The sequence below is a fragment of the Actinomadura rubrobrunea NBRC 15275 genome (genome assembly GCF_001552235.1).
Taxonomy (GTDB): domain Bacteria; phylum Actinomycetota; class Actinomycetes; order Streptosporangiales; family Streptosporangiaceae; genus Spirillospora; species Spirillospora viridilutea.
The window spans coordinates 1-19,269 of sequence record NZ_BCQU01000009.1 but is presented as its reverse complement, the minus strand read 5'-3'; the positions used below and the strand labels follow the sequence as shown (position 1 = coordinate 19,269).

The 19,269-nt window shown below is 69.1% G+C and carries 13 protein-coding genes and 3 CRISPR repeat arrays (1 of these 16 only partly in view); of the genes, 9 read left to right on the top strand and 4 right to left on the bottom strand.

Features of this window, described 5'->3' with window-relative positions:
* Positions 1–282: direct repeats of the CRISPR family, unit length 30 nt; unit sequence GTCCGCTGATCACCCTGGAGGTATCGCAAC (it extends 1,159 nt beyond the left edge of the window).
* Positions 283–890: 608 nt separating this feature from the next.
* From cas6 to cas2, 7 genes are read left to right on the top strand one after another with little or no spacing between them, the layout of a single operon-like run.
* Complete coding sequence (cas6, locus tag AR3_RS04400; protein WP_067908803.1) at positions 891–1,580, top strand: CRISPR-associated endoribonuclease Cas6; 690 nt, start codon at positions 891–893, stop codon at positions 1,578–1,580.
* Positions 1,577–2,971 carry a hypothetical protein gene (locus AR3_RS04395; RefSeq protein ID WP_067908801.1) on the top strand — a complete coding sequence of 465 codons (1,395 nt, stop codon included), beginning with the start codon at positions 1,577–1,579 and terminating at the stop codon, positions 2,969–2,971. The genes cas6 and AR3_RS04395 overlap by 4 nt, the downstream gene beginning before the upstream one ends.
* Positions 2,971–4,029, top strand: a complete 1,059-nt coding sequence (cas7i, locus tag AR3_RS04390) for a type I-B CRISPR-associated protein Cas7/Cst2/DevR (RefSeq protein WP_067908798.1) — start codon at positions 2,971–2,973, stop codon at positions 4,027–4,029. Before AR3_RS04395 ends, cas7i begins: the two co-directional genes overlap by 1 nt.
* Positions 4,030–4,076: 47 nt before the next feature.
* Positions 4,077–7,250, top strand: coding sequence for a CRISPR-associated helicase/endonuclease Cas3 (locus AR3_RS04385; RefSeq protein WP_067908796.1), 3,174 nt, complete (start codon positions 4,077–4,079; stop codon positions 7,248–7,250).
* A complete protein-coding gene (locus tag AR3_RS04380) occupies positions 7,247–7,744 on the top strand; it encodes a CRISPR-associated protein Cas4 (RefSeq protein WP_067908792.1) in 498 nt (165 codons plus the stop codon). Before AR3_RS04385 ends, AR3_RS04380 begins: the two co-directional genes overlap by 4 nt.
* Positions 7,741–8,721: a type I-B CRISPR-associated endonuclease Cas1b gene (cas1b, locus tag AR3_RS04375; protein WP_067908789.1), complete on the top strand. Its 981-nt coding sequence runs from the start codon at positions 7,741–7,743 to the stop codon at positions 8,719–8,721. The genes AR3_RS04380 and cas1b overlap by 4 nt, the downstream gene beginning before the upstream one ends.
* A gap of 6 nt (positions 8,722–8,727) precedes the next feature.
* Positions 8,728–8,991, top strand: a complete 264-nt coding sequence (gene cas2 / locus AR3_RS04370; RefSeq protein WP_067908787.1) for a CRISPR-associated endonuclease Cas2 — start codon at positions 8,728–8,730, stop codon at positions 8,989–8,991.
* A gap of 253 nt (positions 8,992–9,244) precedes the next feature.
* Positions 9,245–10,474: direct repeats of the CRISPR family, unit length 30 nt.
* 270 nt (positions 10,475–10,744) lie between these two features.
* Positions 10,745–11,238: direct repeats of the CRISPR family, unit length 30 nt; unit sequence GTCCGCTGATCACCCTGGAGGTATCGCAAC.
* Positions 11,239–11,367: 129 nt separating this feature from the next.
* On the opposite strand, the gene AR3_RS04365 is transcribed toward cas2, so the two are convergent.
* From AR3_RS04365 to AR3_RS04350, 4 genes are all read right to left on the bottom strand, one after another.
* Positions 11,368–11,760, bottom strand: a complete 393-nt coding sequence (locus AR3_RS04365) for a DUF779 domain-containing protein (RefSeq protein ID WP_067908779.1) — start codon at positions 11,758–11,760, stop codon at positions 11,368–11,370.
* Complete coding sequence (gene adh, locus AR3_RS04360) at positions 11,760–13,277, bottom strand: aldehyde dehydrogenase (RefSeq protein WP_067908778.1); 1,518 nt, start codon at positions 13,275–13,277, stop codon at positions 11,760–11,762. Before adh ends, AR3_RS04365 begins: the two co-directional genes overlap by 1 nt.
* Positions 13,278–13,385: 108 nt before the next feature.
* Positions 13,386–14,621 carry a GAF domain-containing protein gene (locus AR3_RS04355; RefSeq protein WP_067908773.1) on the bottom strand — a complete coding sequence of 412 codons (1,236 nt, stop codon included), beginning with the start codon at positions 14,619–14,621 and terminating at the stop codon, positions 13,386–13,388.
* A 41-nt stretch (positions 14,622–14,662) separates the two neighbouring features.
* The gene (locus tag AR3_RS04350) at positions 14,663–15,949 is read right to left on the bottom strand and encodes a sigma-54-dependent transcriptional regulator family protein (protein ID WP_067908770.1); all 1,287 of its coding nucleotides are present in this window, start codon (positions 15,947–15,949) and stop codon (positions 14,663–14,665) included.
* Positions 15,950–16,155: 206 nt separating this feature from the next.
* On the opposite strand from AR3_RS04350, the gene AR3_RS04345 reads away from it, so the two are divergent.
* Positions 16,156–17,952: a flavin-containing monooxygenase gene (locus tag AR3_RS04345; RefSeq protein ID WP_067908766.1), complete on the top strand. Its 1,797-nt coding sequence runs from the start codon at positions 16,156–16,158 to the stop codon at positions 17,950–17,952.
* 446 nt (positions 17,953–18,398) lie between these two features.
* Positions 18,399–19,269, top strand: an 871-nt coding sequence (locus tag AR3_RS04340; RefSeq protein ID WP_245637853.1) for a phytoene desaturase family protein, incomplete at its 3' end; no start/stop codon positions are given.

Genomic DNA, 19,269 nt, shown 5'->3' with positions numbered 1-19,269 from the left:
GGAGGTATCGCAACATGGCTGGAGGTCTAACGGGCTCCCGCGTGCGAAGGCTCGTCCGCTGATCACCCTGGAGGTATCGCAACACACGGTGGTTGCTCTGCGGACGGCGCTTTCTAGTCCGCTGATCACCCTGGAGGTATCGCAACCTGCGGTGTTGGCGCTGGCTGAGTTCACCGCTCCCGTGCGGGTCCGCTGATCACCCCAGGGGTATCGCAGCGCCTTCGCGCGCGCCTCACGGGCGAGACGCGCCTGGTCCGCTGATCACCCTGGAGGTATCCAACGCGTCGGTCCGCCCAGAGTCCCGGGCGTCCTGGAGCCAGGGGGCACTGATCATCTGTGGGATCGCAACTAGTTCCCGGCGGACAACGCGACGGGTACGCCGCTCGGTCTGCTGATCACCCTGCGGGCATTGCAGCAGGGGGGACAGCCTCGCCGTAACGTCTGCAGCGGGTCTAGAAGGGGTCAGTCTTGAGGCCACGTCTGCGCCGGGTCTCCTGGGCTTGGGATGCCTTTCTCTGCAGTCTGCAAGGACGCGCTTACCTTAAGGACTTTTGTGCAATTTCTTCCGATCTGACCGCTTGTAGTCCTGGCAGCTGTTTCTCAGGTGCTGATAGTCGAACTCCCGCCGAGACGTTGATCAACTGCCTTGATGATCTTGGGGGTTGTGTTGCTGGTAGTCGGTGGTCGAGGCGGTTCGTCCATCTGTTGTAGGTGAGAGTGGAAAGAGCGCGCCTTAGCAGGGACTGGGGGACCTGGTGGTGCATTCGGGTGAGATGGCCAGCGGTGGCCATTGGGGCTGGGGGCGTCGAGATGGTGCCAGGTCCTGTCGGCGGCGGCTGCTACCTCTGTCTCAGGTGCCCGTGAATCCGTGGAGATGGGAGGAAGACGCGGTGCGGTTCCGGGTGGACGTGGCGGCGGACAAGGACGTTTTGGACTGGGACGACGTTCATGGTCCGGCTCGGGGTGTTGTGTACCACTTGTTGCGTTCTCAAGATCCCGAGTTGGCCACGATGTTGCACGACAGCGGGTGGCAGGGACATCCCCTCCGCCCCGTGGCGATATCGCCGCCGCTTTTCCGCAAGACCAAGCCGCGTAAGGGCCTTTACACCACTTCCTCAGAAGGGGAGGTGTGGCTGGGGTCGCCGATCCCGAGAATCGCCGGTTGCCTGCTTGCGGCGCTCGCGGGCGTCGAGAAGCTGCGGTGGGGCGGCGTGACGTTGTCGATCAAGGGGGTGCGGATGGTGAAGACCCCCGACCACTCCTCAGGGGAGGCCGTTTTCTCCTCGGTGTCTCCTGTCCTCGTCAGGCATGAGGGACGGTACCTGATGCCGGACGAGCCGCACTTCGTCGAGCGCATCGTGCACAACATCCGGCACAAGGCCGACATGCTCGGGCTGCCGTCGGACGTGCAGGCGGAGGTGCTGGACGCCGGGCCACGGCGGCTGTTCAACGTGCAGAAGGAGAAGCGGGTCGGGGCGACCGTCAAGATGCGCATCGCGGCCGCGCCGGCGCTGTTGGACGCCCTCTACGACTGGGGCCTCGGGGTGTGCTCCATCCAGGGCTTCGGGTGGATCCGATGACGCTGGTCGCACCGCGAGAAGAGCTGAGGCTGTCCGGGCACCCGGTGCAGCACTGCGGGGTCTGGACGGTGACGTTGATGGCCGGGCGGGAACGGCCCGAGGCCGTCACCCCTGCTGACCTCGATGCCGTGGCCGGACGCGTCGTCGACGACGTCGTCACCGCCGCCACCGCGGACAACACCAGCGCCGCCTACGACTGGTGGAAGGTGCTGTTCGCGCTGTACCCCAACTCCAAACCGACCCATGCCACTCGGTCCCGTGACCGCGCTGTCCTGCTGCCGCAGGTCAAAGCCCTGTTCGACGCGGACGAGCCGGGCGCGCGGCCGTTGCCCTGCACGTTCTGTGAGTCGCCGTGCGGCACGTTGTGGTCCAAGTCGGAACTGCCGCTGTTCGAATCGGCGCGGGCGCTCAACGTCCTGCCGCCGGGCACGGCCGGATGGCCGGTCTGTCGCGGCTGCCGGGTGGCGTTGTGGGCGCTGCCGTACGGGGCGTGGGTCACCCAAGGCTCGGCCACCGTACTGACCTGCGACGACGAGAACATCGAACGCCGGTATGCGGCCACGAACCTGCGGCGTGCGGACCGCATCCGCCAGCTGGGCTTCGAGGGCCTGCCCGCCGATGCCGGCCCCGAGGCGGTGGCGCTGGAGGCGCTGCGCGAGCATGCCGGGGACGTCGGTGGCGCGGCCACACTGTGGACGTTCAAGAACGACAACCAGGACCCCTGGCTGCGGGTGGCGAGCACGCGGCTGGGCGTGGTGCGTTTTCTGCGCGCCATGCGGGCCGATCCGCAGTGCGATCACGGGTGGACGAAGCTGCAATCCGCGTTGGGGCGTGCGCAGCGCGGCAGAGCGAAAGCCGTGGACGGAGCCACCGCGGCGGCGCGGCTGCTGTTCGATCGCGAAAACGAAGACGGCGAGCGACTGCCGCAGCGGCTGGTCGAGCTGGCCCGCGATCCCGACAAGATCCCGCGGCGCACGTTGCTGGCCTGGCGTGCCCTGTGCCGGCTGTATCTGGAGGTGATGTGCGACATGGACGCCGGTCGGCTCAAGCCGGTCGCGACTCTGCTGGCGGACTGGATCGCCAAGGAGTCCACCCGTGGCCGGTTCAACGAGTTCCGGCACGCGGTCGACAGGTCCTACGACCTGTACCGGCTGCTCAAGGAGGCCAGTTCGCGGCTGGCATTGGACGGTCGGCCGCAGGAACCGATCAACGAGCTGTTCCCGCTGCTCTTCGCCGAAGGCCCCCAGGGGTGGCGGACGCGCGGCCAGCTCTACTTCGACGTCATGGCCGAGCTGATCGTCCGCGACGTGCCGATCGGCGAGCCCGGCGATCAGCAGGACGACGAGCAGGAGCAAAGCGACAGCGACGACTACGAGGAGGCATACGCCTGATGAGCTACCTCGCGGGAAAGATCGTTCTGGCGGTCACCGCCGGAGCGCCCAACAACGGCAAGGGCGAGTCGACCACCGCTCCCGTGAAGAAGGCGCGCGTGCGCGGGGAGTGGTACCCGTACGTGTCAGCCCAGGCGTTCCGGCGGTGGCTACGTGACACCATGGCTGCGTCCGGCGTGACACCGTCGCCGACCGAACGGGTCGGGAAGGCGCAGGGCAAGGCGCAGAAGGCGCACACGGCGGCCGACCCGATCACCTACGTGGACGACGACCTGTTCGGCTACATGAAGGCCGGTGCGAAGACGGACAAGGGCACCACCTTGCGCGACTCGCCGTTCATGGTCGGCACGTTCATGGCGGTGGAGCCCGTCCAGCCCACCACCGACTTCGGTGTCATGGCCCGCGGTGTCGACGAGCCGGTGCTGCACTCTCACGAGTTCTACAGCGCCGACCTCGCCGCGCCGTTCCTGCTGGACCTCCCGCGCGTCGGCACGTTCACCCTGCCGGTGGCGAACGGCGCCGGCCGCGCCAACTACCTGAGCGAGCAACAGGCGCTCCAGGCCGCCGCGGCGATGCAGGTCGGGGCCACGCCGGTCGAGTTCCGGGGGCAGCAGGCGGTCCGGCTGCCGTTGGAGATCCGCAGGGAGCGCGTCGCGGTGCTGTTGGAGGCGCTGGCCGACCTGACGGGCGGCGCCAAGAAGGCGATCCATTACGGTGACCGGACGCCCGTGCTGGTCGCGCTGGTCGCGATGGCCGGCGGCGTCAACCCGCTGGGGTTCGTCGTGGACGGCGCCGAAGACGGCACCGGTCTGGAGGTCCGCGCGGACGTCCTGCGTGAGGAGCTGCGGGCCTGGGACGGCGAGTGGGAGACGCCGGTGCGGATCGGCTGGCGTCCCGGCTACCGCCAGATCATGCGCAAGCAGTTCGAGGCCGATCTCGGCGACCTCGCCGACTCTGGGCAGGTCGTCGTCGACCATCCGCGCCCAATGCTGAGGGAACTGGCCGAGGAGATCCGCAGCGGGCGCCACGACGCCTGGTTCGACGACCCGGAACGGTGACGAGCAGGCATGCCACCGAAGAAGCCGGACCTGGCCCCGGGACTCGAATGACTCACGACGAACGCATCCCTATCGACGCGGTGAGGATCGAGTTGTACGCACCCGTCGCGTCCTTCCGCGACCCCATGTTCCCGGGTGTGTCGCGGTGCCTGCCGGTCCCACCGCCGTCAACGGTGCGAGGCATGCTTGCGGCGGCCACGGGACGACCCACCGAATCGGTGGTCCTCGGCATGTCCGCGCACGCGACCGGACGCGGCACCGACGTCGAGACGTACCACCTGGTCTGGGCGGACGGAGGCGACCCTCCGATCGGAGGTCGGGGCGGCAAACGCAAGGGCAGTACGACCGTCCGCGAACGGCCCTTCCTCACCGGAGTACATGTCACCTTGTGGATTCCACTGCCGGACGGGGCTCGGATCGCGGCCGCCCTGAGACGTCCCGTCTGGGGGCTGCGGCTGGGACGTTCACAGGACCTGGTCCACGTCCGCTCGGTCACCAACGTCACGCTCCACCCGGCCGAGGACGCCCACATCGGACATGCGCTGGCTCCCGTAGGCGGACACGACGCCCCTCAGGGCACCCTGCTGCGGCTCGCCGACCACGTCAGCAGCGACCGCTTGCGCACAGGATTCGCCGACTTCCTGTGGTGCGCGGAGCCACCGGAACACAGTCGACCCGTCACGGGCGCCTACCGCGACGGTGACCAGGCGGTCTGGCTGCTGGCGCCTTCCTCCGTCGACCCGGCGGACACGCTCGAGCCCGAAGGGGACGACGAGCCTCCAGACGTCGGCCGTGAGCCGCACCAGTCCGGCCAGGAACAAAGCCGCCTCGACGAGGCGGAGCTGACGCAAGTGCTGGGCAAGTCGAAGGGCGCATCCAAGTTGGGGCGGCCCGAACTGCTCACCGAGCACAGCGAGACCGTCCGCGACGCCGCCCGGGCGGTCGCCGGCCGCATCGCCTCACCCGGCGTCCTCGCCGCACGCCCCGGGTTCTGGAGGCAGGTGGAGACTGCGGCGCTCCTGCATGACGCCGGGAAGGTCGCCGAAGGCTTCCAACGGCAGCTCCGCCCAGGTGGCGAGCCGTGGGGAGAACGCCATGAGGTGCTGTCGCTCGCCTACGTGGACCTGCTGACCCGGCACCTCCCGCCGGACGACCGCAAGATGATCACGGCCGGGGTGGCGTTCCACCATCTGCCCCTGACGTCCTCCAGCCGCCGCGACCTCCGGGAGATGTATCCGCCCGAGGCCGCCTGGAAGAAGAAGTTCGGCTTCGACCCTGACGCGGGACCAGGGCGTCCCCGCGTCCAGGTGCCGGCGGCGCGGCACACCGCCCTGCTGCGGTGGTTGGCCGAGCAGCTCGGAGTCACCGCCCTGCCTTCCGAGACAAGGCGACTGTGGGAGCTGGCGCGGGACGCCTTCGAACGCGTTCAGGCCGACTGGTCGTCGCCGGTACCGCCGGAAGACGGGCTGGTCGCCGTCCTGCTGCAGGGCGCCGTCACGCTCGCCGATCGTTCCGGCTCGGCCCAGGTGCCGCTGCAGGAGCACATGCCGCTGCCGCGCGACTTCATCCGCACGTTGGTCACGCCGTACCCGCACCAGCAGGCCACAGCCGACACCGTCGGAAACCTGATCCTGTGCGCGCCGACCGGCAGCGGCAAGACCGAGGCCGGGCTGGCGTGGGCGTCCCGGCAGCTCGACGACATGCCGGGACGGCCGCGCCTGGTCTGGGTGCTGCCGTACCGCGCCTCGATCGACGCCGCTCGCGACCGGTTCATCCGCGACCTGCAGGCCCCGCCGGGGGCAGCCGAACCCGACATCGGCGTCCTGCACGCCACCGCGGCCCGCACCCTGCTCACCCGGGCCACCGCCGACGACTGCCCGCCGGGCCCAGCCGAGGCGCGGAAGGCCAGGGACCAGGCCAACGCCATGCGCCTGTTCGCCCAGCGCGTCCGCGTCGCCACCCCGCACCAGCTGCTGCGCGCCGCGATCGCCGGGCCGAGCCATTCCAGCCTCCTCCTGGAACAGGCCAACGCCGTCATCGCCTTGGACGAACTTCACGCGTACGACCCGGCGACCTTCGGACGGCTGTGCGCGGCGATGCGTCTCTGGCGGGATTTGGGCAGCCGTGTCGCCGTCCTGTCCGCCACGCTCGCACCACCCATGATCGAACTGATCAGGGACACGCTGGCGGACGTGACCGTCCACCGAGCGCCCCCGGGCACAGCACCCGATCGGCACCGACTCGTGCTGGACGACCAGCCGATCGACGCGCCCGACAGCCTGGCCCGCCTCCGCGCCTGGCTCGCCGAGGGGCACAGCGTGCTGGCCGTCGCCAACACCGTGGCCACCGCCCAACGCGTCTACGCGGAGCTGGCGCCGGCCGCGCACCACGCATGCCCCGACGACCCCGACGCCGCGATCCTGCTGCACTCCCGCTTCCGAGCCAAAGACCGGGCCGAGATCGAACGGCGGATTCTGCGGCGTCACCCTGAACGATCGGTCGGCGAGCCCGGACACCGAGGCGGCGGCCTGGTCGTCGCCACGCAGGTCCTCGAAGTCTCCCTGTGCCTGGACTTCGACCGCGGAGCCTCCGAACTGGCCCCGATCGAAGCCCTCGCCCAGCGCGCGGGGCGCGTCAACCGGCGCGGCCGCCATCCCGACGGCCCCGTGGAGTTCCGCGTCCACCTCCCCGAAACCGCCCGCCCCTACAAGGAGGACGCGCTGCACGCCGCCCTGTCGGCACTGCGTCGCACGCCCGAGCCGGTGATCTCCGAGCAAACCATCGACACCTGGCTCCGGCACGCCTACGACACCGACTGGGGACGTGAGTGGACGCGGCAGGCCACACGCCACCGTGACGAGTTCTTCGACTCCTTCCTGACGTTCACCGACCCGTTCCATGACCGCACTGAACACGCCGCCGGACTGACTGAGGCGTTCGACACGGTCGAAGTGCTCCTGGAACGCGACGCGGAGGAGTACTTCGACACCTTGAACGGCTCGGACGGGGATCCGCTTCTCGCGACAGGCCTGCTCATCCCCGTCTCGTACGCGCAGCTTCACCGTCTCGCCAAGGACGGACGCGCACGCCTCGACCGCGACCATGCACGCAGGGCACGCCACCCGCCGCTGTGGCTCATCGACGCCCCTTACAGCACCGAAACCGGCTTGGACCTCAGCACGGCAAACAGCAGCCCCGTCCCTGTGGAAACAGTGTTGTGAACCGACCCGACATCGGAGGAGTGCACATCAAATACCTGGTGCACTGCCCCCGCCAACTGTGGTTGTACGCGCGCGGCTACCGTCCCGAGCACCGCAGCGCGGCCGTCGCCTACGGCGAGGCCGTCGACGACACCACCTACACGCGCCGCCGCGACATCGACCTCGGCGAAGCGAAGATCGACTGGGTGACCACCGGCGCCGTCGTCCACGAGACGAAATCGTCGCGTCAGCCGTCGGACCAACATGCGGCCCAGGTCCGGCACTACTGCCTCCTGCTGGACCGCTGCGGCGTGAACGTCCAAGGCGGCGTCATCCACTACCCGGTGATCCGCCGAAAGGTCGACGTGCCGTGGGACGCCGGCGCCCGCGCACGAGCAGAAGCCACCGAGCGACAAGCACAAGACGTCATCGCACAATCCGAAGCACCCGCGCGGCTGCCTCGCTCACGCTGCCGGGGCTGCTCCTACCTCGACTACTGCTGGGCAGAGACATGACCGCCGCCGGCCGCACCTATTGGCTCACCGAACCTTGCCGGATCCGCCGGGAAGACAACAGCATCCGCATCGAACGGCCCGACAACACCCCGATCCGGATCCCCATCACCGACATCCGCGACCTGGTCGCCTTCGATCATGTCGACATCAACACTTCGGCCGTCTCCCTGCTCGCGCGGCACGGCGTGATCGTCCACCTGCTCGACCACTACGGCAACTACGCCGGGGCCGTCACTCCGGCCGAGGACATGAGCTCCGCCCAGGTGTTGCGCCGCCAGGTCGCCCTCACCGCCGACGAGCAGACCCGGCTCACCGTCGGCCGGGACCTGATCGCCGCAACTGCCGCCAACATCGCCTGGTCTCTGAACACCGATCTCCTCGACACCGCGCTGGTCCGCCTGAACGAGCAGCTGTCCCAGTGCCGAACGCCCGACGAACTCATGGGGGCGGAAGGCAACTTCCGGCGCACCGCCTGGGCCGTACTCGACACTCTGCTCCCCGCATGGCTGCGCATTGAGGGGCGCACCCGCCGACCGCCCACCAACGCCGGGAACGCCTTCATCAGCTACCTCAACTCGATCGTCTACGCCCGCGTGCTCACCGCCCTGCGCTGCACACCGCTCCACCCCGCGCTGGGCTTCCTCCACGCCGATACCGACCGGCGCCGCAACACTCTCGCCCTCGACCTGGCCGAGCCCTTCAAACCCCTGTTCGCGGAAAGGCTCCTCCGCCGTGCCGCCGCCCAGAAGGCCCTACGCCCGTCGGACTTCGAAAGCGACGTCAACCAGGCGTCCCTCAGCCGCGCCGGCCGCAAGAAGGTCGCCGAACTCATCCGCGCCGAGCTCGCCACCACCGTCCACCACAGATCTCTCAAACGCAAAGTCTCCTACGAAGAACTTATCCACTTGGAGACCCTGAAGATCGTGCGCCTATGTCTAGAAGGAAAGCCCTACAAAGCCTTCCGTCCATGGTGGTGAACCAGGATGTTCGTCATAGTCGTCTACGACACCCTCGCCGAACGCAACCCGCAGGTCCTCCGGACCTGCCGCCGCTACCTGCACTGGGTCCAACGCAGCGTCTTCCAAGGAGAACTATCCGCGGCCCAACACCGCACCTTCACAGAAGAGCTGAAACAACACATCGACCCGAGCTACGACAGCGTCCTGATCTACCGGACGCGATCCCCGCACCACATAGAAACCCAAACCATAGGACAAGACCTAGGTAACACCAGTCCAGTCCTGTGATGCAGACCCGAATCCCCAGGGTTCTCTCCCACGCGCCTACTTGCCTTGAAGGTCGCCGTCCGCTGCGACACGGCCGCTTCAGTGATACAGCCAGAGCGATGCGTCGCACGGGTCAGCCGACTGGCCTGGACGGAGCCTCTCGGCTGGGAACTCGCACCGCGCTGACCTGCGCACTTGCACAACCGCCGGACTGCTGCAAAATCGACCGCACAGACCGCGCTGTCTGTCGCTCTGACCTGCGACTTTACCCTCGGGTCGCTGATCACCCTGGAGGTATTGCAACCCGTACGGGAGGCCAGCGCTGCGCGCCTCCCGCTCCGCCTGTCGCTGATCACCCTGGAGGTATTGCAACAAGGCCAGCTCGCGCCGGTTTCGCCGAACGAAGTCCTGGTCGCTGATCACCCTGGAGGTATTGCAACCTGGCCCGTCCGGCGCACGAGACGTTGACGACTCTGCTGGGTCGCTGATCACCCTGGAGGTATTGCAACGTGGACGCGCCGCGTCAGGTGGCGGCCGCGCTGCTGGGGTCGCTGATCACCCTGGAGGTATTGCAACTGTGAACCGTCCGCCCCGTCCCGCTGGTGGATCCACACGGTCGCTGATCACCCTGGAGGTATTGCAACCAGTGGTGGATGATCACGCCGCCCATCCCCCACAGGGTCGCTGATCACCCTGGAGGTATTGCAACGAGGGCAACTTGATCGTGGCCAGCGACTTCTTACAGGGTCGCTGATCACCCTGGAGGTATTGCAACTTCAGCGGACGCTACGGCTATGGACCCGTCCCGGCTGGGTCGCTGATCACCCTGGAGGTATTGCAACCCACCCACCATCACGTCCACCGGATAGTCCGCCGAGGTCGCTGATCACCCTGGAGGTATTGCAACCCCGTCAGCCGTGCATAGACAGCGGCCTGAACGGGGTCGCTGATCACCCTGGAGGTATTGCAACTGATTTGGCCGTGGCGAACGCTCTGCGTGAGTACAAGGGTCGCTGATCACCCTGGAGGTATTGCAACGTGTGCTGCTCGGCGCGAGCAAGGCGCCGACGTACACGGTCGCTGATCACCCTGGAGGTATTGCAACAGTCCCGGCCGAGCCGGTACAGCTGGTACGCCTCGGGTCGCTGATCACCCTGGAGGTATTGCAACCGCTAACGATCCCGGCCAGAACGTCCGCGCGCGCCGGGTCGCTGATCACCCTGGAGGTATTGCAACCTTGTGGCGAGAAACTCAGAGATTCTCCCCTTGTGGTCACTGATCACCCTGGAGGTATTGCAACATCTGAGGTGTCCACCCCCGGGCGCGCTCGACCGCGTCCTGTCGCTGATCACCCTGGAGGTATTGCAACGGGTGGGCGAGGGCGGCGCACCGGCCGGGCTCGACGGGGGTCGCTGATCACCCTGGAAGTATCGCAACTTCTGGGCGGCGCCCCTTCTTGTGTGAGGGTTCATGGAGTCGCTGATCACCCTGGAGGTATGCCAACGTGCCCGCAGTGACGCCGCAGTGTGCCACACAGAGGAGGGTGATTTGCTTGGAGGGAACATTACGGCTGCAGCTAATACAGGGCGCATGGACGGCACACCAGACAGGGCTCGCTTAATGGGTCCCTCACCGCGTGGCCCGGGCATCGCTTCGCTGGAGCGCCCTGTCCCCGTACCGCTCTGACCTGCGCGCTTGCACAACCGTCGGACTGCTGCAGAATCGGCCGCACAGACTGCGCTCTCCGTCACCCTGACCTGCGACTTTACCCTCGGGTCCGCTGATCACCCTGGAGGTATCGCAACAGCAGCTTGTGACCTTCGTCGCAGGCGACTGGTGGTCCGCTGATCACCCTGGAGGTATCGCAACCTGAGGCGAACGATCATCATCACAGCCCCGCTTTCGTCCGCTGATCACCCTGGAGGTATCGCAACGTAATCTACATCCAAGCCGTCTCTACCGTATTCGGTGTCCGCTGATCACCCTGGAGGTATCGCAACCATGTCCCACGCCACCGGGTGCCGATACCGGCCCGCGTCCGCTGATCACCCTGGAGGTATCGCAACGGAAGAACTTCGTGCGGATGTCCTCTTCCGGCCGTCCCGTCCGCTGATCACACTGGAGGTATCGCAACCGCAGATCGCGGCCGATCTGGGCCTGGGCCGGTCCAGTCCGCTGATCACACTGGAGGTATCGCAACTGATCCACGCTGATGCGTTGCTTGCGCGCCTGCTTGCAGGTCGCTGATCACCCTGGAGGTATCACGACATCGTCACCGGCAGCAGTGGCGACATCAGGCCCACGTTGCTGATCATCCTGGAGTATCACGCGGTGCGTCGTTGGGTCTCTCCGGCATAGGGCGGGCCCGGCCTTCTAGGTCGGGCCCGCCTTCGGTGGTTACTCGAGTGTGGCGCCGGTGGGGAGTGGGGGTTCGGCTTCCAGGGCTTTGGCCTCCTCGTCGGTGAAGAGGCGGGAGCGGATCAGGAAGCGGACGCCCTCCGGGGCCTCCAAGGAGAAGCCGCTTCCCCTGCCGGGCACCACGTCCACGGTCAGGTGGGTGTGCTTCCAGTACTCGTACTGGGCCGCGCTCATCCAGAACGGCGTGTCGTGGTCGACGTGGCCCAGGAGGACGTCGGACGCGCCGACCGTGAACTCGTCACGCGGGTAGCACATCGGGGAGCTGCCGTCGCAGCAGCCGCCCGACTGGTGGAACATCACCGGGCCGTGCCGGTCGATGAGCTTGGCGAGGACGAGCGCGGCGGCCGGGGTGAGCCGGACGCGTTCCACCATCAGAAGAAGCCCAGACGCTTCGGCGAGTAGCTGACCAGCAGGTTCTTGGTCTGCTGGTAGTGGTCGAGCATGGCGCGGTGGGTTTCGCGGCCGATGCCGGACTGCTTGTACCCGCCGAACGCGGCGTGCGCCGGGTAGGCGTGGTAGCAGTTCGTCCATACGCGGCCGGCCTTGATGGCGCGGCCCATGCGGTAGGCGGTGGTGCCGTCGCGGGTCCAGACGCCGGCGCCGAGGCCGTACAGCGTCTCGTTGGCGATCTTCAGGGCCTCGTCGACGGAGTCGAACGTGGTGACCGAGACGACCGGGCCGAAGATCTCCTCCTGGAAGATCCGCATGTCGTTGGTGCCCTTGAAGACGGTCGGCTCGATGTAGTAGCCGCCCTCCAGGCCCGGCACGGTGCGGGGGCCGCCGCCGGTCAACACCTCGGCGCCCTCCTGCTTGCCGATGTCGATGTAGGACAGGATCTTCTCGTACTGGTCGTTGGACGCCTGCGCGCCGATCATCGTGGCGGGGTCGAGCGGGTTGCCGGTGACGATCGCTTCGGTGCGGGCCAGGCAGCGGGCCATGAACTCGTCGTAGATCGAGGAGGCGATCAGGGCGCGGGACGGGCAGGTGCACACCTCGCCCTGGTTGAGCGCGAACATCACGAAGCCTTCGACGGCCTTGTCGAGGAAGTCGTCGTCGGCGGCCATCACGTCGGGCAGGAAGATGTTCGGGCTCTTGCCGCCCAGCTCCAGCGTCACCGGGATGATGTTCTGCGACGCGTACTGCATGATCAGCCGTCCGGTGGTGGTCTCACCGGTGAAGGCGATCTTGGCGATGCGGGGGCTGGACGCCAGCGGCTTGCCGGCCTCGACGCCGAAGCCGTTGACGACGTTCACCACGCCGGGCGGCAGCAGGTCGGCGATCAGCTCGATGACCAGCATGATGCTGGCGGGCGTCTGCTCCGCCGGCTTGATCACGACGCAGTTGCCGGCGGCCAGGGCGGGCGCCAGCTTCCAGGCGGCCATGAGCAGCGGGAAGTTCCACGGGATGATCTGCCCGACGACACCGAGCGGTTCGTGGAAGTGGTAGGCGACGGTGTCCTCGTCGATCTGGCTGATACCACCCTCCTGGGCGCGGATGACACCGGCGAAGTAACGGAAGTGGTCGACGGCCAGGGGCAGGTCGGCGGCCAGGGTCTCCCGGACGGGCTTGCCGTTCTCCCAGGTCTCGGCGACGGCGAGCTTCTCCAGGTTCTCCTCGATGCGGTCGGCGATGCGGTTGAGGATCAGCGACCGCTCGGCGGGCGACGTCGCTCCCCACTTGTCGGCGGCGGCGTGCGCCGCGTCCAGCGCCTTGTCGATGTCGGCGGCCTTGGACCGGGCGACCCGCGTGAACACCTTCCCGTCGACGGGCGACGGGTTGTCGAAATACTCGCCGTCGACGGGCGGGACCCACTCGCCACCGATGAAGTTGTCGTAGTGGTCGGCGAAGGAGACGATGCTGCCTTCGGTGCCCGGCTTGGCGTAGACCATGGGTGTCCTCCTCGCACACGGTGAACCCGATGTGATGCAGGACACGATGCGAGACGAAGGTTGTCGGAAGGTTGCCGCGCCGGCGGGCCGGCGGCCGTCGGATGAAAGTCAGTCGCGCAGGGCGGCGTCGATGCGGGCGGCGGTGATGCCGCGGCGGCCGTCGGACGGCGGCAGCAGCCGGTGCGCGTGCTGGTGGACCTCCAGGTCGTAGCGGTGCCGTTCGCCGTAGACCAGGGCGTGCTCGGGGACGGGCGACGCCAGCACCGCCTTGCGCACCGCGACCTCCAGGTATTCGCGCCAGCGCACGATGCCGGGGGCCTCGGAGTCGGGCAGCAGCGGGCCGGTGTAGCGGCGCACGGCCGTTTCGGTGTCGCCGGAGGCCAGGGCGTCCAGGACGGCGGACGCGTCGCAGGTGATCGGCTCGGTCAGCACATAGTGGCGCTGAGCGAGGGCGCCGCCGAGCGCGGCCCGCAGGTGCGAGACCTGCGCCTTCAGCGACGTCATCGTGACCGGACGGTCGCCGTACAGGGCCTCGCGCAGCCGTTCGGGGCTGAAACCGTCCGGCTCCAAGGCGAGGAGGGTCAGGATTTCGAGCTGGCGGGGGCGCAGCGGGAGCGGCGCGCCGTCGCGCAGCGCGCGGGCGTCGTCGCCCAGGCATTCGAGGGTGACGCGCGGCGCGGTGACGGGCGGGAGCGCGGCGGCGGGCAGGTGGGCCAGCCGGTCCTCGATGCGGGCGGCGAGGGTCCGCACGGTCGGCATGACCATCGGGTGCGAGCGGTCCCACGTGCTGGACAGGTCGAGCACGCCCAGCAATCGTCCGCCGGGGGCGCGCAGCGGCGCGGCGTAGCACACCCAGCCGTGCAGCGCCTCGACGAGGTGCTCGGCCGAGAAGACGGTGGCGGGGCGGCGTTCGCGCAGGGCGAGCGCGGGGGCGTTGGTGCCCATCGCGGTCTCGTCCCAGCGGCCGCCGGGCGCGAAGTTGACGCGTTCGGCGCGGTGGCGCATGACGCGGCCGCCGTAGGTCCACAGGATGGTGCCGTCGGCGTCGGTGACCGCGGCGATGTAGCCCGCCTCGTCGGCGATGGTGCGCAGCTCGTCGGCGATCTCGGCGATGGGCCCGGCCAGCGGCGACGACCGCCACCGCTCCGCGACGTCCGCCACGGCGGGGGCGCTGTCGCGGTGCGGGTCGACCACGACGCGCGAACGGTGCCAGGACGCGGCGATCTCCTCCCGCAGGGCGGGGTCGTGGTGCACGTCGGCGTGCGGGGCGCGGTCGGCGATCAGGCGGGACCATTCCCGGACCAGCCTCGTCCGCCGCTCCCGCAGAGCGCCGTGTGCCGCCATCTGGTTCCTCCTGGCCGGACGAGCCTGACGAGCCTCGATTGTTACACCGCGTTGTTCAGCCGGTCCATATCGGTCATTGCGGTGAGGGAACGGATTCCGGGCGTGGAGGACTCCCGGACGAACCGGCTCGCCGCTGGCTCCGGCTGGACGGTCATCCGCACGCCCCCGGTGAGCCGGTACGGCTGGGACTCGACGAACGCGCCGAGGGAGCGCCGCAACCGCGACACTTCCGCGCGCACGGTGACGACGTGTTCGGCGTCCCCGAACAGCGCCCGGCTCAGCGCCCGCGCCGACAGCCCGTCCGGGCCGGCCGCGTGCAGGAGCAGCAGGATCTCGGCGTGCCGGGTGGTCAGCGCGCACCGCCAGCGCGCGTCCCCGGACCGCACGTCCAGGACCGGCGCGTCCGCCAGGTCCAGGACGAGCGCCAAGGGCCGGGCGGGGGAGGACGGGCGGACCAGCCAGCCGTCCGGCAGCCGTTCGGGCACGCACAGCCCCAGCCCTGGGACGGCCAGTGCGCGGCTCTCGGACGGTGCGGCGATGCGGTGGGGCGCGGCGACTCCGCAGCTGTGCGCCACCCAGCCGTCGTCGTCCACCAGCAGCAGTGGTTCGGACGACGTGCCCAGCAGCGGCGCCGCCGACTCGCGCAGCCTCTCCAGCCGTCGCATGTGGCGCTGCCACAGCCGCGACTCGGCCAGCCGCGTCCCGGTCTCGACGAGCGCGCCGACGGCGGGATGCAGCGTCAGCGCGGGCCCGCTCACGTCGATGATCCCCAGCAGGTCCCCGGTGCGCGGGTCGTGGACGGGGAAGGCGGTGCAGTACCAGGGGTGCTGGGCCTGCTCGAAATGCTCGGCCGAGAACAGCTCCACGGGCGCCGCCTCGGCCAGCGCGGTGCCGATCGCGTTCGTGCCGACCTTCGCCTCGGTCCACGTCGCGCCCTCGCAGAAGCCGAGGTCGTCGGCGCGGCGGCGGACCGCCGAGGAGCCCCGCCGCCACAGGATCACCCCGTCGGCGTCGGTGACCACCAGCAGCATGGGGGAGGCGTCGGCGACCGACCCGATCAGCTGACCCAGCTCGTCGATCACGTGGCCGAGCGGCGAGCCGCGCCGGCGCCGGGCGAGCTCGTCGGGGCCGAGGGGGTCGCGGGCGTTGCCGCCGTCCGGGTCGAGACCGAGCCGCATCACTCGCGACCATGACCGCGCCACCAGCGCGCGCGGACGCAGCGACGGCGCGAGACGCTCGCCGCCGATCACGGCGTGGTGCACGCGGGCCAGCTCGCGGGCGTAGTCGGGCAGGCTCGTCCCCGGACGGACGGCGCCGTGCAGGCGCACGACCTCACCTCCCCAAGGCCGGGCGTTGCCCGAAGCATAAATCGCGCCTGTGACCCGCGCCACAGTCCGTGCAATCCGGTGCAACCCTTGCCGCCCGCCCTCCCCCGCAATGTCATCGGCCTTGCACCGTCCACCCGCGGAGACACCCCCGAGAAACCCCGGCCGGCACCGGAGACCGGGAGGAGCTCGGAGAAGGGAAGGCGCAGATGAGCGACACCGCCGACGTGCGCACGCGTGTGCAGACCTGGCTCGCCGACTTCGAGGCCGCCCTCGCCGCCCGCGACACGGCCCGCGCCGCGGCGATGTTCGCGCCCGAGAGCTACTGGCGCGACCTGGTGGCGTTCACCTGGAACATCAAGACCGTGGAGGGCCGCGACGGCGTCGCCCACATGCTGGACGCCTGCCTCGACCACACCGACCCGTCCGGCTTCCGCATCACCGAGGACCCGGTGGAGGCGGACGGCGTCGCCGAGGCGTGGCTGGCGTTCGAGACCGCCACCGGACGCGGCGTCGGCCACCTGCGGCTGACCGGCGAGGGCGCGTGGACGCTCCTCACCACCCTGAACGAGCTCAAAGGCCACGAGGAGCCGCTGCGGGAGCGGCGTCCCAAAGGCGTGCAGCACGGAGTGGTCCCCGGCCGCAGGACGTGGGCGCAGGAACGCGCCATCGAGACGGCGCGGCTGGGCGTCGAGGAGCAGCCGTACGTCGTGGTGATCGGAGGCGGGCAGGGCGGCATCGCGCTCGGCGCCCGGCTGCGGCAGCTCGGCGTGCCGGCGCTCGTCCTGGAGCGCAACGAGCGTCCCGGCGACTCGTGGCGCAAGCGGTACAAGACGCTGTGCCTGCACGACCCGGTCTGGTACGACCACCTGCCCTACCTGCCGTTCCCCGACAACTGGCCGGTGTTCTCGCCCAAAGACAAGATCGCCGACTGGCTGGAGATGTACGTGCGGGTGATGGAGGTGCCGTACTGGACTCGGGCGAACGTCACCTCCGCGTCCTGGGACGACGACGCGAAGCAGTGGACCGTGCACGTCGACCGCGCCGGCGAGCCGGTCGTGCTCACGGCGCGGCACCTGGTGTTCGCCACCGGAATGTCGGGCAAGCCGAACATGCCGTCGTTCCCCGGCATGGACGTGTTCGAAGGGGAGCAGCACCACTCGTCCCAACACCCTGGTCCGGACGCCTACGCGGGCAAGCGCGCCGTGGTGATCGGTTCCAACAACTCGGCCCACGACATCTGCGCGGCCCTGTGGGAGCACGGCGCGGATGTGACGATGGTGCAGCGCTCCTCCACTCACGTGGTGAAGTCGGAGTCGCTGATGGAGATCGGTCTGGGCCCCCTGTACTCGGAGGAGGCCGTCCGCAACGGGATGACGACCGAGAAGGCCGACCTGACGTTCGCGTCCATCCCGTACCGGATCATGCACCGGTTCCAGATCCCGCTCTACGAGAAGATCAAGGAGCGGGACGCCGAGTTCTACGAGCGCCTGGAGAAGGCCGGGTTCGCCCTCGACTGGGGCGACGACGGCTCCGGCCTGTTCATGAAGTACCTGCGCCGCGGCTCCGGCTACTACATCGACGTGGGCGCGTCCGAGCTGGTCATCAACGGCGACATCAAGCTCGCGCGCGGCCAGGTCTCCCATCTGACGCGCAACGCCGTCGTCCTGGAGGACGGCACCGAGCTGCCCGCCGACCTCGTCGTCTACGCCACGGGATACGGCTCGATGAACGGCTGGGTCGCCGACATCGTCGGCCAGGAGACGGCCGACAAGGTCGGCAAGTGCTGGGGGCTCGGCTCGGACACCACCAAGGACCCCGGGCCGTGGGAGGGCGAGCAGCGCAACATGTGGAAGCCCACCCAGCAGGAAGGCCTGTGGTTCCACGGCGGCAACCTGCACCAGTCCCGCCACTACTCCCTGTACCTGGCGCTGCAGCTCAAGGCCAGGTATGAGGGCATCCCCACCCCCGTCTACGGCCTGCAAGAAGTGCACCACCTCTCCTGAGCAGGGACGCGCTCTGGGGCTCCGCGCCGCAACAGTGAGGCGGATGTCGTCCGCAGCTCGTGAAGGCGCGGTGGCACCCGGTGTGCTTTCCTGGCGCTGCCTGCACACCGGGTGCCACCGCGTTTCCCGCTTTCGACTCGGAGAACGCGTGAGGGGAGAGTCCCGAGAAGCGGGCACTCACCGTCGTTCTCTCCGTCATCGCGGCGTTCGGGATCATCGGAAGCTTGGCCTGTCTCGCCATCATTGATGTCGTCTCCTTCTGGGGAGTCATGAGGTAGCCGGGATCGTCTGGACGGCGTTCATGGTGCTGGTCGTCCCGACGAAGAAGGAGAGCCGCACATGGGCGAGGGACACGGTCGGCTGTTCCCTGACGACGAGCAGGCCCGTCAGATTGACGGGCACGGCGGCCCTTGGGCTGTGCCGGCGAGCAGGACCAGGGCGGAACCGTGACCGATGCGATCGTCGTCGGGGCGGGACCGAACGGCCTGGCCGCGGCCCTGGTGCTGGCGAACGCGGGACTGCAGGTCGAGATCTGCGAGGCCGCCTCCACGATCGGCGGCGGTGCGCGCACGGCCGAGCTCACGCTTCCGGGGTTCCGGCACGACGTGTGCTCCGCCGCCCATCCGATGGCGCTGGCCTCCCCGTTCCTGCGGGCCTTCGATCTGGCCCGGCACGGGGTGGAGATGCTGCAGCCGCCCGTCGCGTACGCCCATCCCTTGGACGGCGGCAGGGCAGGGCTGGCCTGGCGTGACCTGGACCGGACCGTCGAAGGGCTCGGACGCGACGGCCGCGCCTGGAAGTCGCTGTTCGGCCCCCTGGTGGATCGGTGGCAGAGGCTGAGCGGCCTGGCCCTGTCCGACCAGCGCCACATCCCCCTCGACCTGCGGGTGATGGCCAGTCTCGGCCTACGGCTCGTGGAACAGGGCTCACCCCTGTGGAACCTGCGCTTCAGAACGCAGGCAGCCCCCGCGATGCTGACCGGCGTCAGCAGCCATGCCAGCTCACCGCCCCGGGCGCTCGCACCCGCGGGGGTCGGTTTGATGCTCGCTACCTTGGCCCACGCGGTCGGCTGGCCGATCCCGCGAGGCGGCAGCCAGGCCATCGTGGACGCGATGGCGGCCGAGTTCACCCGCCTCGGCGGGAGGATCTTCACCGACCACCGCGTGAGGAAACTGTCCGACCTGCCGCGGGCCCGCGCCGTCCTCCTCGACGTGAGCCCGGCGGGACTGCTCGACATCGCCGGGGACGAGCTGCCCAGCCGGTACGCGCGCCGCCTGCGGGCCTTCCGCTACGGAACGGCCGCGTGCAAGGTCGACT